General features: G+C 41.6%; 17 protein-coding genes. All 17 read left to right on the top strand.

Annotated elements, in window-relative coordinates:
* Nucleotides 1–77 precede the first annotated feature (77 nt).
* The 17 genes from hsdR to BM293_RS03815 all read left to right on the top strand — a co-directional run bounded on the left by hsdR (nt 78) and on the right by BM293_RS03815 (nt 15,335).
* Nucleotides 78–2,384 (top strand): EcoAI/FtnUII family type I restriction enzme subunit R, encoded by a 2,307-nt coding sequence (gene hsdR, locus BM293_RS03890; RefSeq protein ID WP_093446958.1) that lies wholly within the window; start codon nt 78–80, stop codon nt 2,382–2,384.
* Between the two features lie 13 nt (nt 2,385–2,397).
* The gene (locus BM293_RS03885; RefSeq protein WP_093446956.1) at nt 2,398–2,601 is read left to right on the top strand and encodes a DUF1016 N-terminal domain-containing protein; all 204 of its coding nucleotides are present in this window, start codon (nt 2,398–2,400) and stop codon (nt 2,599–2,601) included.
* Between the two features lie 16 nt (nt 2,602–2,617).
* Entirely contained in the window at nt 2,618–4,090 is a 1,473-nt protein-coding gene (locus BM293_RS03880; RefSeq protein ID WP_093446955.1) for a type I restriction-modification system subunit M, read from the top strand.
* Between the two features lie 2 nt (nt 4,091–4,092).
* Nucleotides 4,093–5,292 (top strand): restriction endonuclease subunit S, encoded by a 1,200-nt coding sequence (locus tag BM293_RS03875; protein ID WP_093446953.1) that lies wholly within the window; start codon nt 4,093–4,095, stop codon nt 5,290–5,292.
* A 311-nt stretch (nt 5,293–5,603) separates the two neighbouring features.
* Complete coding sequence (locus tag BM293_RS03870) at nt 5,604–5,894, top strand: type II toxin-antitoxin system HigB family toxin (protein ID WP_093446952.1); 291 nt, start codon at nt 5,604–5,606, stop codon at nt 5,892–5,894.
* Between the two features lie 9 nt (nt 5,895–5,903).
* Nucleotides 5,904–7,100: an ImmA/IrrE family metallo-endopeptidase gene (locus tag BM293_RS03865; RefSeq protein ID WP_093446950.1), complete on the top strand. Its 1,197-nt coding sequence runs from the start codon at nt 5,904–5,906 to the stop codon at nt 7,098–7,100.
* Between the two features lie 263 nt (nt 7,101–7,363).
* Nucleotides 7,364–8,482, top strand: coding sequence for an AAA family ATPase (locus BM293_RS03860; protein ID WP_093446949.1), 1,119 nt, complete (start codon nt 7,364–7,366; stop codon nt 8,480–8,482).
* Nucleotides 8,479–8,925, top strand: coding sequence for a type II toxin-antitoxin system VapC family toxin (locus BM293_RS03855; protein ID WP_093446947.1), 447 nt, complete (start codon nt 8,479–8,481; stop codon nt 8,923–8,925). The genes BM293_RS03860 and BM293_RS03855 overlap by 4 nt, the downstream gene beginning before the upstream one ends.
* 323 nt (nt 8,926–9,248) lie before the next feature.
* Nucleotides 9,249–9,494 (top strand): DUF3010 family protein, encoded by a 246-nt coding sequence (locus BM293_RS03850; RefSeq protein ID WP_234968886.1) that lies wholly within the window; start codon nt 9,249–9,251, stop codon nt 9,492–9,494.
* Nucleotides 9,495–9,571: 77 nt separating this feature from the next.
* Nucleotides 9,572–10,489, top strand: coding sequence for a peptidoglycan-binding domain-containing protein (locus tag BM293_RS03845; RefSeq protein ID WP_093446945.1), 918 nt, complete (start codon nt 9,572–9,574; stop codon nt 10,487–10,489).
* A gap of 585 nt (nt 10,490–11,074) precedes the next feature.
* Nucleotides 11,075–11,239 carry a hypothetical protein gene (locus BM293_RS10230; protein WP_159428453.1) on the top strand — a complete coding sequence of 55 codons (165 nt, stop codon included), beginning with the start codon at nt 11,075–11,077 and terminating at the stop codon, nt 11,237–11,239.
* Between the two features lie 244 nt (nt 11,240–11,483).
* Nucleotides 11,484–11,669, top strand: a complete 186-nt coding sequence (locus BM293_RS10320) for a hypothetical protein (RefSeq protein WP_093446944.1) — start codon at nt 11,484–11,486, stop codon at nt 11,667–11,669.
* Between the two features lie 55 nt (nt 11,670–11,724).
* Nucleotides 11,725–11,949: a hypothetical protein gene (locus BM293_RS03835; RefSeq protein ID WP_159428452.1), complete on the top strand. Its 225-nt coding sequence runs from the start codon at nt 11,725–11,727 to the stop codon at nt 11,947–11,949.
* Between the two features lie 9 nt (nt 11,950–11,958).
* The gene (locus tag BM293_RS03830) at nt 11,959–13,236 is read left to right on the top strand and encodes a hypothetical protein (protein WP_093446940.1); all 1,278 of its coding nucleotides are present in this window, start codon (nt 11,959–11,961) and stop codon (nt 13,234–13,236) included.
* A gap of 17 nt (nt 13,237–13,253) precedes the next feature.
* A complete protein-coding gene (locus BM293_RS03825) occupies nt 13,254–13,655 on the top strand; it encodes an Lcl C-terminal domain-containing protein (protein WP_093446939.1) in 402 nt (133 codons plus the stop codon).
* A gap of 245 nt (nt 13,656–13,900) precedes the next feature.
* Nucleotides 13,901–14,839, top strand: coding sequence for a tetratricopeptide repeat protein (locus tag BM293_RS03820; protein ID WP_234968885.1), 939 nt, complete (start codon nt 13,901–13,903; stop codon nt 14,837–14,839).
* A gap of 52 nt (nt 14,840–14,891) precedes the next feature.
* Nucleotides 14,892–15,335 carry a M23 family metallopeptidase gene (locus BM293_RS03815; protein ID WP_159428450.1) on the top strand — a complete coding sequence of 148 codons (444 nt, stop codon included), beginning with the start codon at nt 14,892–14,894 and terminating at the stop codon, nt 15,333–15,335.
* The last annotated feature ends 17 nt before the right edge of the window (nt 15,336–15,352 follow it).

The raw sequence follows: 15,352 nt of genomic DNA, 5'->3' as shown, positions 1-15,352 counted from the left end.
GATTAATTAACGAACCTTGCTGATATAACAAGGCTTGGTTAAACTACTTAATCGTTTATTAGATTATTGAGTAACTCATGCAATCCGAAGCCGATACTCGCGCCAATTACATTGATCCCGCCTTAAACGCAGCGGGCTGGCATCCAAGTCAAATTATCCGTGAACACTATTTCACCGATGGCCGAAAAATGGCTGGTAATGTTCGTGGTCGGCGGTGTTTTGTTGATTATTTGCTGCATAAAGACAATCGCTACCTAGCGATTATTGAAGCCAAAAAAGAAGCTGAACACCCCACCAAAGGTTTGCAGCAGGCGATAGATTACGCCAAAAAACTCAAGGTGCGTTTTGTCTATGCCAGTAATGGCAAGCAAACCTATGAATTTGATTTAGATACGGGGCAAGGCGAGTACATTGAGTTTTACCCCACGCCCGAGCAACTCGAACAGCGTTATGCTGGCATAAATTCCGACATTGGCCAACAATTGCGCAATGTGCCTTTCCATTTAGAAGGTGCGATGCAACCACGCTATTATCAAGAGTTGGCTGTTCATGCGGCGACTGATGCCGTTGGGCAGGGCGCACAGCGAATCTTATTAACCTTGGCGACCGGAACCGGAAAAACTTTTATTGCGTTTCAAATCGTCCACAAACTGTTTCAGGCTCGTTGGAATCGTGATCAGTTTGGCGCACGTCGCCCAAGGATACTGTTTCTGGCTGACCGCAATATTCTCGCTGATCAAGCAATCAACACCTTTAACCCCTATGAAAAAGACCTGGTAAAAATCAATGGCGAAGAGGTGCGCAAGCGTCATGGCGTGGTGCCCACCAATGCGCATATCTTCTTTGCGATTTACCAGGCGATTGCTGAAAAAGAAAATATTGATGGCTATTACCAAGCCTATTCGCAAGATTTTTTCGATTTCGTGATGATTGATGAATGTCACCGTGGCGCAGCGAATGAAGCTGGATCATGGCGTGCGATTTTAGATCACTTTAGCAGTGCCGTGCATCTAGGCTTAACCGCGACCCCCAAACGCACCGATAACGTCGATACTTATGATTATTTCGGCCAACCGGTATTTGAATATTCACTGAAAGATGGGATTAACGACGGTTTTTTAACCCCCTATCGCGTTAAACGCATTCGTACTAATTTAGATGAATTGGTGCTCACCAAAGATGATCAAATCATCGAAGGCGAATCTGAACAAGACATTTATCAAGTCGAAGACTATGACCGTAAAATTGTGGTTGATGATCGCACCGAGCTGGTAGCTAAATCAATTCTCGAAAACATCAATCCAATGGATAAAACCATCGTCTTTTGCGAAAACCAAAATCACGCGCTGACTATGCGCGATATGATCAACAAACACAAACAGATTAAAGACCCGCACTATTGTGTGCGGGTGACCAGCGACGAAGGCAAAATAGGCCGCGAATTGCTGGAGAAGTTTCAAGATAATGATAAAGACATCCCCACCATCTTAACCTCATCGCAAATGCTCACTACCGGTGTGGATGCGCGTAATGTACGCAATGTGGTATTGGATCGCACCGTTGGCTCAATGGTCGAATTCAAACAAATTGTCGGGCGAGGTACGCGCGTGTTTGATGGCAAAGACTACTTCACCATTATTGATTTTCGTGGCGCGACTAATAAGTTTTACGATGATGATTGGGATGGCGAACCCGAACCGCCAGTTGGTGGCGGCATAAAAGAACCCCAGCCGCCTTATGGTCAACCGCCTGAAAAGCCGGAATCGCCAACTGGAGGCTCCACTGAACCACCTAAAACACGCTTAAAAATCAAGCTGGGTCAATACCGCGAAATCAAAGTGATTGATATTGAAACCCGCTATATTGACGAACACGGCAAACCGCTAACGATACAAGAATTTGTAGAACGTTTGATTCAACAACTACCAGGCCTGTTTAAAAACGTCGATGAATTACGTGAAATTTGGTCAGACCCGGATCAACGCGACCAGCTGCTGCAAAAACTGATTCATGCCGGATTTGATAAAGAACAACTCGCAACACTACGCCGCATGTTCGAAGCCGAAGCCTGCGATATGTTTGACCTTCTCGCCTTTTTAGCGTTTGAACAACCTATGGCAACCCGAAAAGCGCGCGCGGAAAAAGTGCGCAACAATTCCGATTTCTTTGCCCAATACCAACAACAAAAAGCCCAAGATTTCCTGCATTATGTCCTCGACCGTTACGAGCAAACTGGGGTCACTGAACTATCGCGTGATCGCATCCCAACGCTCATCGAACTCTCAGGACTTGGTACCACCAAAGATGCCTCAATCGCGTTCGGCGGCAAAGCCACACACCTGCTTGATGCCTTTAAACAACTCCAGCACCAGCTGTACTATTAATATAGAGCGCGCCATGTTGACCATCAACCCCTTAATCCATCAGCTAAAAACGCTGATTCAACACGCCAGAAATCAAGCCTATCGCGCGGTGGATACGATTCAGTTGCAAACCGATTGGCAAATAGGGCAGCATATTGTGCAGTTTGCATCAGGCCTTTCCAATTCGAGACGCACTGCGTCCCGAATGAAGCTGAACAATCCAACACACAACCTCTAAACAACAAAGAGTAACCATGTCACTACAACAAAAAATAGACCGAATTACTGATATTTTGCGCCGTGATGACGGCATTAGCGGGGCGATGCACTATACCGAACAAACCTCTTGGGTGTTGTTTCTCAAGTTTTTAGACGACTATGAAGCCGAAAAAGAAGACGAAGCCATTCTGTCCGGCAAACCTTACCAACCGGTATTGGATGAAGAACACCGCTGGTCAAACTGGGCCTGTCCGAAAACGCCCGATGGCAAGCTGGATATTAACCGCGTTCGCACCGGCGACGACCTCACCGATTACGTCAACAAAGAACTGTTTCCTTACCTAAAAAACTTTGCCAATGCCACCAGCGCTGATCCCAAATCCTTCACCTATAAAATCGGCGCGATTTTTCAATACCTCGACAATAAAGTTGCCTCTGGTCATACCCTGCGCGAAGTGCTGGATATTATCGACACGCTGAATTTTCAATCTGAAAGTGACTTGTTTGAACTTTCATTGGTGTATGAAGGGCTGCTGCAAAACATGGGCGATGCCGGCGGTTACGCTGGTGAATTTTATACTCCGCGCGCAGTGGTGCGGGCGATGGTTAAAGTGCTCGACCCCAGGCCTGGTCAAACCATTTACGATGCCGCCGCCGGTTCTTGTGGTTTTTTAGTCGAAGTTTTTGACCATCTCAAAGCCAATAAATCGCAACTCACCACCGAGCAATGGGATTTTATTCAACAGGATACGTTTTTCGGCTTTGAAAAAACCTCGCTGGCCTATGTGATGGGCATGATGAATATGATTCTGCACGGTATCGAATCGCCGAATTTATTTCGCGGCAATACGCTGACGCAGAATATCCGCGATATCCAAGAAAAAGACCGCTACGACATTATTCTTGCCAACCCGCCGTTTGGCGGCAAAGAAAAATCACAAATCCAACAGAACTTTCCGATTCAAAGCAACGCCACCGAACTGCTGTTTATGCAGCACTTTATGAAAACCCTTAAAACCGGTGGCAAAGCGGCGATTGTTATCCCAGAAGGCGTTCTGTTTCAAACCAATAGCGCGTTTAAACAAGTCAAACAAGAACTGCTGGAAAACTTTAACCTGCACACGATTTTAAGCCTGCCCGCCGGTGTGTTTTTGCCCTATTCCGGCGTAAAAACCAATGTACTGTTTTTTGAACGCAGCGGCGGCACCAGCGATGTCTGGTACTACGAATGCGAACCGGAACAAAAACTCACCAAAAACAAACCGATTACCGACGCGCATTTAGCCGAGTTTGTTGAGCTTTACAACCGCCGTGAAACCACAGAACGATCATGGACGGTATCCGCCAGTAAACTCGCGGAAGATTACGATCTCTCCGCCAAAAACCCGGCCAAACAAAAAGACACGGTACACCTCGCGCCTAATGACATCCTCAAACAAATCCGCATCAAAGAACAACAAGTAGCAGGCCTGCTCGACGAAATCGAACAGCTACTGGCGGAGAAGTGAGTATGGAACAGGTTTTATACGAACTGCCGGAGGGGTGGGAGTGGCACAAGCTGGCTGAAGCGGTTGAAAAAACGGAAAATCTAAATCCATTAAAAGACACTAATAAATTGTGGACGTATATTGATATATCTTCAGTTGATCGTAATAGATTTACCATCACAGAACCAAAAGAAATTCTTGGCAAAGATGCCCCATCGCGTGCGAAGAAACAAATACAGCTAAACGATGTGATCTTTGCCACTACGCGTCCAAACTTAAAAAATATAGCGTTGGTTCGTGATGAATACAAATCACCTGTAGCATCAACTGGATTCTGTGTTCTAAGAGCTAATGAAAAAGTTTTACCAGCCTATTTGTTTTATTTTGTAACAACGGACTTTGTTCAACGTCAGATTGAACCTTATGTAGGCGGCGCTTCATACCCCGCAATTACAGATGGAAATCTAAAGAAAGCGCTAATACCGATTCCTAGCATTGATGAACAAAAACGCATCGTCGAAAAACTCGATGCACTAATCACCCGCATCGACACCGCCATCGAACACCTACAGGAAAGCATCACACTGGCTGATTCGCTTTATACGAGTGAGTTAGCCAGTGTGTTTAGTTTAGGTCAAGACAAATCGCCATTAAAAGAGTTGAACGAAGTAGCTGAAGTGGCACGAGGCAAGTCCAAGCATCGACCTCGTAACGACAAATTATTATTTGGCGGTGAGTATCCCTTTATTCAAACTGGCGATGTTCGTAATGCACAAAAATACATCACCACATTTTCAGCTACATACAATGAAAAAGGGCTACAACAAAGTAAACTGTGGCCCAAGGGTACTATTTGCCTAACAATCGCAGCAAATATTGGTGACGTAGCTATTTTGGGAATGGATGCATGCTTTCCTGATAGTGTTGTTGGTATTTCATCCTTGGAACTAGAGACCGATTATCTTTATTACTTTTTGACAACGCTACAGCAGCAGCTTGACAGCAAAGCGAATGCCGCAGCGCAGAAAAACATTAATCTAAAGATTCTCTCTGAAATAAAAATTCCTGTGCCCACTATTGATGAGCAAAAAAATATTGTTAAGCAAATCAAAGAAATTGACCGATTAGCGGTAAAGCTGAAAGCTGAGATTTCTGAGAAAATAACAAAGATGCAGCAACTAAAAGCATCAATTCTCGATTCCGCCTTTAAAGGCGAACTCTAAGGAGGGAGTATGAGTGGTAGTCAAACCAAAAATGCAGCATTAACAACCGCCTTAGCCTTTCATTACCAAGTGTGCTGAATGTATTTTGCTTGAAAAGTAAGAAAGGTGAAATATGCCCCAGTCTTTTGGCGACTGAGGCGCAGCCACGAACCAAAACACTCGGTAAAGGTTCAATCAGCCATAGAGCTTGAGAGCAAATTATCACCTATTTAGCGTTTGGATCAATTTTTTAATTGAGTAAATAGTGAAAACCATACTTCCCTTTTTGGGAACTTTTTGTCAAAATACACCGGATCCAGAAAAGGCGGTTCATGCAAGTATTAGGTAAAGACAAATTGGACAAGTTCAGCAAAAAACATGCTGATGTGAGAAGTGCCATTAATGCTTGGCATGATGAAGTCTCCAATAAAAACTGCCGCTGGAAGGACTCTCATGACATTAAAGCGCGTTATCCAAGTGCCGATTTTTTAGCGGATAATCGCGTGATTTTTAATATCAAAGGCAATCATTACCGCCTTGTTGTCAAAGTTCGTTACCAAAATGGCATGGTTGTTATTGAATGGGTGGGAACCCATGCGGAATACGACAAAAAAACTTTCTGAGGAATCAACATGAATAACGTTAAAGTAATTAAAAATGAGCAGGAACACGCTCAAGCCTTGGAGCGTTTAATGGCTTTAATGGATCAAAATCCTGCTGAGGGTACAGAAGCTGCTGATGAATTAGAGTTATTAGCCTTAGTCATTGAAAAATATGAGGAAGAGCAGTTCACTATGGAGCCGCCAACGCCTATTGAAGCGATTAAATTTCGTATGGATCAAATGGGGTTCAAAAATAAAGACTTAATTCCCTACATCGGATCCGCTCCTAAAGTTTCCGAAGTATTAAATGGCAAAAGACCTCTTAGCCTTCCAATGATTCGCAGATTACATGAAGGCCTGGGGATTTCACTCGAAACATTGATTCAAGATCCAAGCCTTAAAAAAATTGAGCAATCTGATGTTGAATGGCTCTGTTTCCCGCTTGCCGAAATGCGCAAGCGCGGCTACTTTGGCGACTTTTCAGGCACCGTACATGAATTGAAAGAATATGCAGCGGAGAAAGTTTCTGAATTTTTATCCAATGTGGCAGGAGGCTTTAACCTAAAACCTGCGCTTATGAGAACAACGGCTCATGATGCTTTAAATGATAAAGAAGTTGATGCCTATGCACTCTGGGCCTGGCAGGTTCGAGTTTTACACTTAGCTAAAGAAGAAACCTTACCTGCCAACTATCAGCCAGGTGTCGTGAATCTTGAATGGATGAGACAGGTTGCTCAACTGTCTTGGTCAAATAAAGGCCCACTACTTGCCAAAGAGTTTTTAAATAAACATGGGATTCACTTGGTGTTTGAAGAGCACTTACCAAAAACCTATTTGGATGGTGCGGTCTGCATTAGTGAAACAGGCAATCCAGTGGTCTCGCTGACATTACGTCATGATCGTCTCGATAATTTTTGGTTTACTTTAATGCACGAACTGGCACATATTGCGCTTCACTTGGATGGTGAGGACGGCTGGTTCATTGATGACATGGACGCTAAAGATCGCCCAGAAATCGAAACTCAAGCCGACGAGCTTGCACAGTCGGCGCTTTTACCAAAGGAAGCAACGCACGGCATTTTAACGGCACAGGATGTGAATAACCTTGCTAAACAATGGAATGTTGCGCCTGATATTGTTGCGGGGCGAATTCGTTATGAAAGAAACAACTATAAGTTGTTTGGTCAACAATTCAAAACGAGTGTGAAGTGTGCTCTTGGCTTTTAGCTAATTTAATTGGCCTATTTAGGGTGAAATTATTATCTAAAACTATCAGCGACAGCTTTTGGTAGAGAAAAATTAGGGATAAAAATATGCCCCAGTCTTATGGCGACTGAGGCGCAGCCACGAACCAAAAAACTAGGTAAAGGTTCAATCAGCTATAAAGCTTGAATGCAGATTACCAACAATTTAGAGTTTTAGCCAATATTTTTTGGTTTCGTTTAATAAGTATCATAGTGTGAGTAATTAAAACTCTTTGGAGGCAGTCCATGACGTTTTCGTTAAATAAGCTGAATATTGAAGGCTTAAAAGGTGTGGGGCGGGTTGCGGCTGATTTTGAACATGCTCAACGCGCTTATGTGGTGATTGGTGAAAATGGTGTAGGTAAAACCAAGCTGTTGGAGGCGATGTTTCAATATGCACTGTATCACCATAGCGCTATCTTTTCTGAGCTTGGTTTGTCGCTTAAAGCAGAGTTATTGGTTTTTTCAAGTTGCAACAAGTGGAGATTATCTGATGATCTTATAAGTTTTTCATCGCTTCAAAGACAATATGAGAAAGAAGGTGTAAAGCTTTTTGCTGAACCACTAGTTTATTTGGGGTCGCAAAGCCGTGGTTTCATTGATCCGTCTCGCAATGCTAAGCCGATAACGGGAACATTTGAGCAGCGACATCACGCTTATATCAAAAGCTTGTTTGACGGTATGAGTCAGAACTTTTCTAACCTGAATATGAATGCCAATATTGAGCAGTGGTTTGTGACGCTTGCACAGTCGTCGAATCCTTATCAAAGCCGTGAAGATAATCGTGAGGTTGAGATTAAAACGGTGCTGCAACTTTTGAATCAGCTAGATGAACGCATTGATCCGCAGTTTATGGAAATTAGCGGTGATGAAAAGGTCAGTTTGAAAATTGATGGCCAGGTAAGAAAACTTAGTCAGCTTAGTTCCGGTTTTATGTCGATTTTAAAAATTATTCAAAGCATCGTATCCGGGTTTAGCTACTTTACGAATGAGCGCCAGTTGCAACATGTACCAGGCCTGGTGTTTATTGATGAGATAGAGAGCCATTTGCACCTGTCATGGCAAGCGCGGATTATACCAACGCTGAAAACGCTTTTTCCGAATGCGACCTTTTATATCACTACGCATTCTTCGGTGATTTTGTCGCAACTGAAAGAGGGCGAGGCGTATCGTTTGCAACGCGATAAGGAGGGTATCGTTAAAACACATCGAATTTGCTCGCCAGCGAATGCGTCGATGGTGGATATATTGAAGGATGTATTTGGCATTGATATGAATGCGCAAAAGTTAAACCTTGTTGAGCCAAGTGATCAAGCCAAGGCAAAAAAGCAGTTGCTTGAATTGATGGCTGGGGGCCAAGCATGAGAAGAGTATTGCTTGATACTAATATGATTGTGGCGGCGTTTGATGAATCGGGTAGTACGTCTGAGGAAATGAAAGCTAGTGCTAAAGCTAAGTTGGCAGGCTTGCTAAACGATGATGAGGTTGTGCTGGTAATCACGCCATTGATTCGCTATGAGGTTTTACGCGGTATCGCTTGGGCGGAGATTGAAAAGTTGAACGCGATGAAGCAAATTTTGAATGGTTTTGTTGAGCTGGATATTGAGCGTAAGGTGTCTGAGCTCGCCAGTGACTTATTCCGTTTAGATGATAGCCAAGTGAAAAACCCGTCGGATCGAAACATCAATAAACGCAATTTTGATATTTTCCATTTTGCTGTTTCAAAGCATCATGGCTTAGATTTGGCTTCAAATGATCGGCACATGCCCCAGTTGGAAAGCCTATATCAGCAATATCAGAGCGCGTAAAAACGGAGGCGCAGCCACGAACCAAAACACTAGGTAAAGGTTCAATCAGCTATAAAAGCTTATTTGCTGATTATTATTAATTTTAACTCATGTCAATTTTTTTATTTACTGGTCGGTGGGGCAGGGTGTTGATAAGATGCAGTGGAAAAAATGTGTTACAGGGAAAACAAAAAATGAAAGACGAATATACAGTGGCGTAGTTAAAACAGACTATTTGAAGGTAGTCCATGACATTACGCCATTCGCGAGAAAACTGGTTAGAGCAGATTCCTTCGAAGGGCTGTTCGATTAAATGTAAGTAGACTGTTTAGCTAGGAGGCGTGATGTTAGTTTGTGGAGTTGATTTAAGTGGTAACGATGCGATTGTTAGCTTGCTAAAGTTTGAAAAAGGCGTGTTTCACCAGCCGGCGTGTCGCACCACGCGGATTTCTTGCACGAACCCAGATAGCCGTGAGGCCTTAGTTTACTTTCAAAAAACCTTTGCGAAGTTGGTTGAGGATTATAAGGGAAGTGGACACTTGAACACTTTATTTAGTAATATAGCGTTCAAATGCGAGTGTGCTAAGTAATTAACTTGATTGCATATAGCCGTTATATGCCAAGTCTACTTGGCGCATTTATTCAATGATATCAAAGGAATTTTCTGATGCGCTTCCGTCCACTTTTTATTCAACTTGCTTTTGTTTCTGCAACTACGCTAGCCAGCAAATCAGCACAGGCTGGTCTATTGGGTTTTTTGGGGGATGTTGCGAGTATTTCATCGGCCATGTCTAGCAAAGGTGGTAGTGTGCTTTTGCCTGACTATGAGCTTAAAGTAAATCAGCAAGTTCAAAAGACATTAAAAATTCAGGGCTATTACACTGGGGCGATAGACGGCAATCTCAACACCTATGAATCCCGTCAAGCCGTTATGGCTTATCAAAAAGCCGCCGACCTTGAAGATAAAATGGCGCCTGGTTTTTTTGGTGGTAAATCTTTATTTCATGCAGGAATTTTGGACGACAACAGCAAACAAGACCTGCTCTATTACTACGAACTAGCTGAAGAGTTTGAAGCCAATACCTTTGGCGTTTTCCAAAATCAACCGCAACTCAAAACACTTCAAAAAGCCGCTGAAGCGCATGAAAAAGTGCTAACCGATGGCGATAACACGGTCTTGAGCGATTCTATGCAAAAAACCATAAATGCCTCAAAACGCAATGAATTGCCTGTTATTAAACTTAACGCACTTAATGATCAAGGTTATGTGGTGGACACAGCCAATGGTTTTGTATGGCAAGACAAAAACCTACCCACGGCCGTCATGTCATATGGCGAAGCCGAAAAATACTGTAAACAACTGACCTTGGACGGCATTAACAAATGGATTCTGCCTTGGCAAAGCCGCTTAACCAATTTGGCTGGTCAAGTTGATAAAGGGCGCACAAAACTGATTTTCACAACTCAAACACCCGTAGATTATGTTTGGTCAACCGATTACCGTTCTGCTTACCGTTTGGACAATGGTGAATACGTTAATCGCATTCGCAGCACCGCCGCTGTGCGTTGCGTTTATAAGTATTAATTTCTTTGGCGATTTAGACTTTTCTTTTTCAAGTTTGATTAAAGTTAAGGTTTTTTATGATTAGGTTATTTTTAAAAGCACTTTTTGTCATTTAATTTTTAACAAACTATGCACTGGCGAATCAACTGCACGTAAGAACCTTTTTTCCACTTCAAGTTGAAATTGACTTACCAACCACAAAGAGTCAAAAAGAACTCGACACCGAACTTGAAAATCTATTTGTGAAAGATTCATTTAAAGATGAATACCCAAATGCCCTGAACAATTACGTCAAGGAGCCTTTCCAACCGAGAAAGCCTTATTTTGAACCCTCACTCGACATGTAAAAGACTACCTATCATTCCAATTACTTTATGAATACGGCGGTTTTGGCAAAACTGTATTTTTCGAAAAATAACAACAACTGGGGTATTACCGCAGGCATTAAAGCGCAGTTATAAGTAGTCCTAGTTGCTATGTTTTTTATGGTTACACGCTGTGGCGTAGTGGAGGAAAAGATTTAATGTCAGAGTCTTGGAAACAGCAGCTATTATCTTGGGCATTACTGATGAGCTTAGAAAAAATAAAAAATCCAAAGGAAATTAAATGGACTTTAAAGAATTTGCAACTAATTATCTAAACCCTGTTTTCTTATTTTATCGAGTTTTACTTGGGGTGGCAGGGATTTTATTACTCTTATCAACAAAGTTTGTCGCTAACTTTGGTGGGCTCTCGGGGATTGAGTCGTTTGTAATCTACATTGCTAGCTAGTTTGTTTGTCAGCGGTTTTTTGGTTATAAAAATTATCGGACGCCCGTTTTTCCTTTATTTGGTTCTACCAATGGTAGGAGTGATTACGCCTTTAATAATGGCAGAATCAGGCAGTTTCTCTTTGACTTTGAGCATGCTGTACATGGCTTCGGTTTACCTGATTGCTTGGAACGGCATCCGTTCGTGGGGCTATGGCATTTCGATTAATGATCTTTAAAATATGACTAACAATAGGAGTTAATTCATGGCAATTTTTGCAACATCAGTTCGCTGCGGCGATAAAACTTACCACATCTCTGTTTCAGGTAAGGACGTTTATTTCAGTAGTAGCTCAAAAACGGGTGGTCTAACACTGCGAGGTATTAAAAATTACAATAATGAACTACGTACCAGCTTCGATAATAAGCCAGTGAATGAGTTTTCTATCTGACAGGCTTAGAAACTCCTTAAAATAGAGGTTGGTTATGGAAGTTAAAATATACAGAATGTCTTGGCTTAGTGAAATACACAATAAGCCGATCGTTAAGTATTTCTATTCACGTATGGACTATTATGCCGATGTCAGTGAGGCTAAAACAAAGTTTATGCCCGCAGTGGTCGATTTTGAAATGCTGAGTATCTTTAATTTGCAAAACGGGCCATGGGAGATTGTTGATGCGTTAGGTCTTCCTGAATCTCCAGGCTTACTTGGCCCTGCTTTGGATTGGTAATATTTTGTTATGAAATTACTAGCAATTGGCCCTACAGCAAAAAACATCCTAGCTGACATGCTATCAATCGCTCCAGACCTTCAGCTGAATTCAGTAGTGTGGAGTCGAAGTGATGGCGCACATCAGTTATCACAGGTTAAACGGGTCAATAATCTCTTTGAATTGGTCAACTATTTAGGCCGTGAAGAAGTTTTACACCTTGTTTACAAACCTGATTACCTTGATCTGTCTACTGATGAGAGTTTTATTTCAGTTATCAAAGCGATTAAAAAACGCTCAGGCTTAGTGTTTGTTCATCTAATATGGCCTTTTTGGGCAGAAGGAGACTCGTTAATAAAGGCGGCAGAAGAACACTCTAAGGCTTTTTGTCAGATAAAAGTTGATGGACTAATGCATTACCGTTTACCAATCAACAAAAAAATATCCAGTTTGAAACAAGCTTATAAAACACTTGCTGATCAAATTTGGCAGCCAATTTCGGCAATTGAAAACCTAGTTAATATGCCAGACCATGTCAATATGCCTGTGAGATTGGACAATGCCGACCTCAAAAATTTTGCAACCGATTTTGGGATCGATGACATTATCACTGCCGAATTTTCTGATCACAATATTGCCGACTTCTTTTCAAATCCAATCGACTTTTTTAACAAGCTAAAACCTTTAAGCGAGTGGAAAAATTGTTTAGTGCAAATTGTTGTCGGTAAAAATTCTCTTATCCAACACCCTCTCTTTGCAAAAACGTTAGGCTGGGGGTTAAGCAACGAACCGCGGTTTTCAGTCGGAAAAGATAACTCTTTTGAACAAGGTTTTCGCGTGACTTTGGTCATCAGCTATGGTCAACAAAGATTTTCTGCTATTGAGAGTGGAAAAAGTCAGTCATCGCCAGATAATAATCTCGCCGAAATGCCTTTTTGGGAAGTGGTGCCGCAAAAAATTAAATTGAATGAAAAAGATACCGAATATCTAAACCGATTTTTTATGCTAGGTGTAAAAGTCGATGCAGCCTATTTTTTTAAACTTTTACAAGGCTCTATTTCACTCGATTATTCTGAAAAACAACGAGTTATTATCAAGCTAAAAAAACTCAGATTAATAAGTATTAAAAAGTTAATTTCTACATTTGAAGAAGAAGAAAAAAAGATGTGGCAGTTTAGTCACACATCTCCACTGCAAATGGCAGAACGAATAAGTAAAACCAAACAGGATTGGACCAGTTTGAAAATTGAATTTAATTTACCTGACATACCTTGGCCATGCTGGTTTGGTGATATTGTTAAAGATTAAGCTTCCCAGGAATTAATATGAAAAATACAGATGAGTGGATGCTGGGTGAGCATCAAAATAATGATAACTCTTTTATATGGGCGGGCAGTCACCCCTTTAAAGACCAGATCGTATCTAAAATAGAAGCGCATTTATTCACTTACGATGAAGCGGTAAATAAGATTCATACAGTCAACCAAGCTAGGCTTAATAACCTCGATACATGGCGGTTGCCTACCATTGAAGAACTTAGGGCGCTCTATACGAGTGGACTAGAACCGAATGGATTAACAGATGGACATTGCTTTCGAAGCAATCAAAAGCATCCGGATTTAGCGATGCATTACGGTTTTGATTTTGACAGTGGCCAAAAGTGTTTAGGCGGCATTAATCACAAGATGCCTATCTTAATAATATGCTCTTTAAATAAACTGAGGTAATTGAAATGACTTCTATGAAAACAACCTTTATGACTGTTTTGCTGGTGATGACCTATATGCCTCATATCGTATCCGCTAATAACTCTGATTTGTTAAAAGCTAGAGCGCATTTTGCCGAAAATAAATGTGCGCATAGCATGATGTACTTTAATAAAATCAATTCTCACAATCGCTCTTTTAAAATCTTTGTAACCGAGCAACTAAACCTTGACGACCAAGTACGTGTTGCAACCTGTTTTGAGCGTGTGCCAAATGACTTAAGTTACTATGCATCATTGATTAAGTCCATCGGGAAGGATCAGATTGTAGATCAACTTTTATCCAAAGCAGAAGAATTAAGTAAAGAAGGCGAATTTCACTTAGCTAGCCATTATTACTTGAGTGCTCATCGCGTGAATCACTTACTTGATCTTCCAACGCATGATGAAGAAAGCCTTCTCACCTTGGCAATCAATTCTTCGATTGATGCCAATCAGCTGAGTATGGCATTAAAGTTACTTAAAGAAGAACAAAAAACACTATATGATCCTGCCCAAGCACTATTGCACTATCAACAAATCGCCAGTGTTTATCAAATGTTGGGCCAATACAAACAAGCGGAACAAGCGCTGCAGCACAGTCTTGATTCAATGCAAAAACTATCAAAAGGATTAAATACCGCAAAATTGCATTTTAAAATAGCACAGATGGCATTTAAACAAGGTGATGATCTGCGTAGTGAAGCACATTTAAAGGACGCTTATTTACAAAGCAAAAAAATTAACGATCCGATGTTACAAGCTGATATCGCTTATCTGCAAGCGGCAATATTAATTAAACAGGCAAAGTTTGATTTAGCACTTCCTTTATCAACAGAATCGCTTAAACACCATCAAGCCCAAACAGAACAAAATTCGCCCGGTAAACAATTAGTCATTGCAGAAAGACAAGTGCAATTGGCCAATATTTACCGAGGTTTGGAGCAATTTGACAAAGCAGAATCCCTCTATAGCCAAGCGGCCAAAACAACAGAATCTTTGCTTGGAAAAAAACATGATCACTATGCAAAAGTTTTAGAAGAAGAGCTTAAAATGTTATTTCGACAAGGGAAATATCAAAAGGCTGAACAGTTAATCGCGCAATATCAGCAACAAAATATACCCATATTTAAAAGAAATTTACGCTATGGATATGAGTACCCCTAAATTAATCGATGTGGAAACAAAGATTGGGCCATCTATTTACGAGGGAATCGTTATGCTAAACCGACTGTCATTTGCAAAAATCTCTACCATCACAGTATTAACTGCTTTGAGCTTATCGGCACAAGCAGTGGATTTTAATTGCCCTTTAACCGACTGCTCAAACATCAGCGCACCTTATAATCAGGAGCGCAAACCATCACACAACGGCATTGATTTTGCCGTGCCAGTGGGATCAGAAGTGTTTGCACCTGCTGATGGTGTAATTAAAATCGTTTCGCAAAGCCATTCAGCTGGCCAATATATTGTGATGTCTCACAAAAACAGCTACGAAACCCTTTACCTTCACCTGCAAAACAGTTTAGTTGAAGTAGGCCAAAAGGTTAAGTCAGGACAAGTGATTGCCAAAACCGGGGCAACCGGCATTGTTACCGGCCCTGTTTTACATTGGGAGGTACGAAAAAACAACCAACCTCAAGAACCAAGTTTTGCACATTAATGGGTAAGCTATAATTT

It is taken from the genome of Thiomicrospira sp. ALE5, assembly GCF_900112445.1.
Classification (GTDB): Bacteria; Pseudomonadota; Gammaproteobacteria; order Thiomicrospirales; family Thiomicrospiraceae; genus Thiomicrospira.
The sequence above is the reverse complement of the archived record's forward strand: the minus strand, read 5'-3'. Positions and strand labels throughout refer to the sequence as shown.

What these genes read in the sequence shown, in the direction of transcription:
- hsdR (WP_093446958.1), top strand. Translation starts at nt 78, where the DNA reads ATGCAATCCGAAGCCGATACTCGCGCCAATTACATTGATCCCGCCTTA.
- BM293_RS03885 (WP_093446956.1), top strand. Translation starts at nt 2,398, where the DNA reads ATGTTGACCATCAACCCCTTAATCCATCAGCTAAAAACGCTGATTCAA.
- BM293_RS03880 (WP_093446955.1), top strand. Translation starts at nt 2,618, where the DNA reads ATGTCACTACAACAAAAAATAGACCGAATTACTGATATTTTGCGCCGT.
- BM293_RS03875 (WP_093446953.1), top strand. Translation starts at nt 4,093, where the DNA reads ATGGAACAGGTTTTATACGAACTGCCGGAGGGGTGGGAGTGGCACAAG.
- BM293_RS03870 (WP_093446952.1), top strand. Translation starts at nt 5,604, where the DNA reads ATGCAAGTATTAGGTAAAGACAAATTGGACAAGTTCAGCAAAAAACAT.
- BM293_RS03865 (WP_093446950.1), top strand. Translation starts at nt 5,904, where the DNA reads ATGAATAACGTTAAAGTAATTAAAAATGAGCAGGAACACGCTCAAGCC.
- BM293_RS03860 (WP_093446949.1), top strand. Translation starts at nt 7,364, where the DNA reads ATGACGTTTTCGTTAAATAAGCTGAATATTGAAGGCTTAAAAGGTGTG.
- BM293_RS03855 (WP_093446947.1), top strand. Translation starts at nt 8,479, where the DNA reads ATGAGAAGAGTATTGCTTGATACTAATATGATTGTGGCGGCGTTTGAT.
- BM293_RS03850 (WP_234968886.1), top strand. Translation starts at nt 9,249, where the DNA reads ATGTTAGTTTGTGGAGTTGATTTAAGTGGTAACGATGCGATTGTTAGC.
- BM293_RS03845 (WP_093446945.1), top strand. Translation starts at nt 9,572, where the DNA reads ATGCGCTTCCGTCCACTTTTTATTCAACTTGCTTTTGTTTCTGCAACT.
- BM293_RS10230 (WP_159428453.1), top strand. Translation starts at nt 11,075, where the DNA reads ATGGACTTTAAAGAATTTGCAACTAATTATCTAAACCCTGTTTTCTTA.
- BM293_RS10320 (WP_093446944.1), top strand. Translation starts at nt 11,484, where the DNA reads ATGGCAATTTTTGCAACATCAGTTCGCTGCGGCGATAAAACTTACCAC.
- BM293_RS03835 (WP_159428452.1), top strand. Translation starts at nt 11,725, where the DNA reads ATGTCTTGGCTTAGTGAAATACACAATAAGCCGATCGTTAAGTATTTC.
- BM293_RS03830 (WP_093446940.1), top strand. Translation starts at nt 11,959, where the DNA reads ATGAAATTACTAGCAATTGGCCCTACAGCAAAAAACATCCTAGCTGAC.
- BM293_RS03825 (WP_093446939.1), top strand. Translation starts at nt 13,254, where the DNA reads ATGAAAAATACAGATGAGTGGATGCTGGGTGAGCATCAAAATAATGAT.
- BM293_RS03815 (WP_159428450.1), top strand. Translation starts at nt 14,892, where the DNA reads ATGCTAAACCGACTGTCATTTGCAAAAATCTCTACCATCACAGTATTA.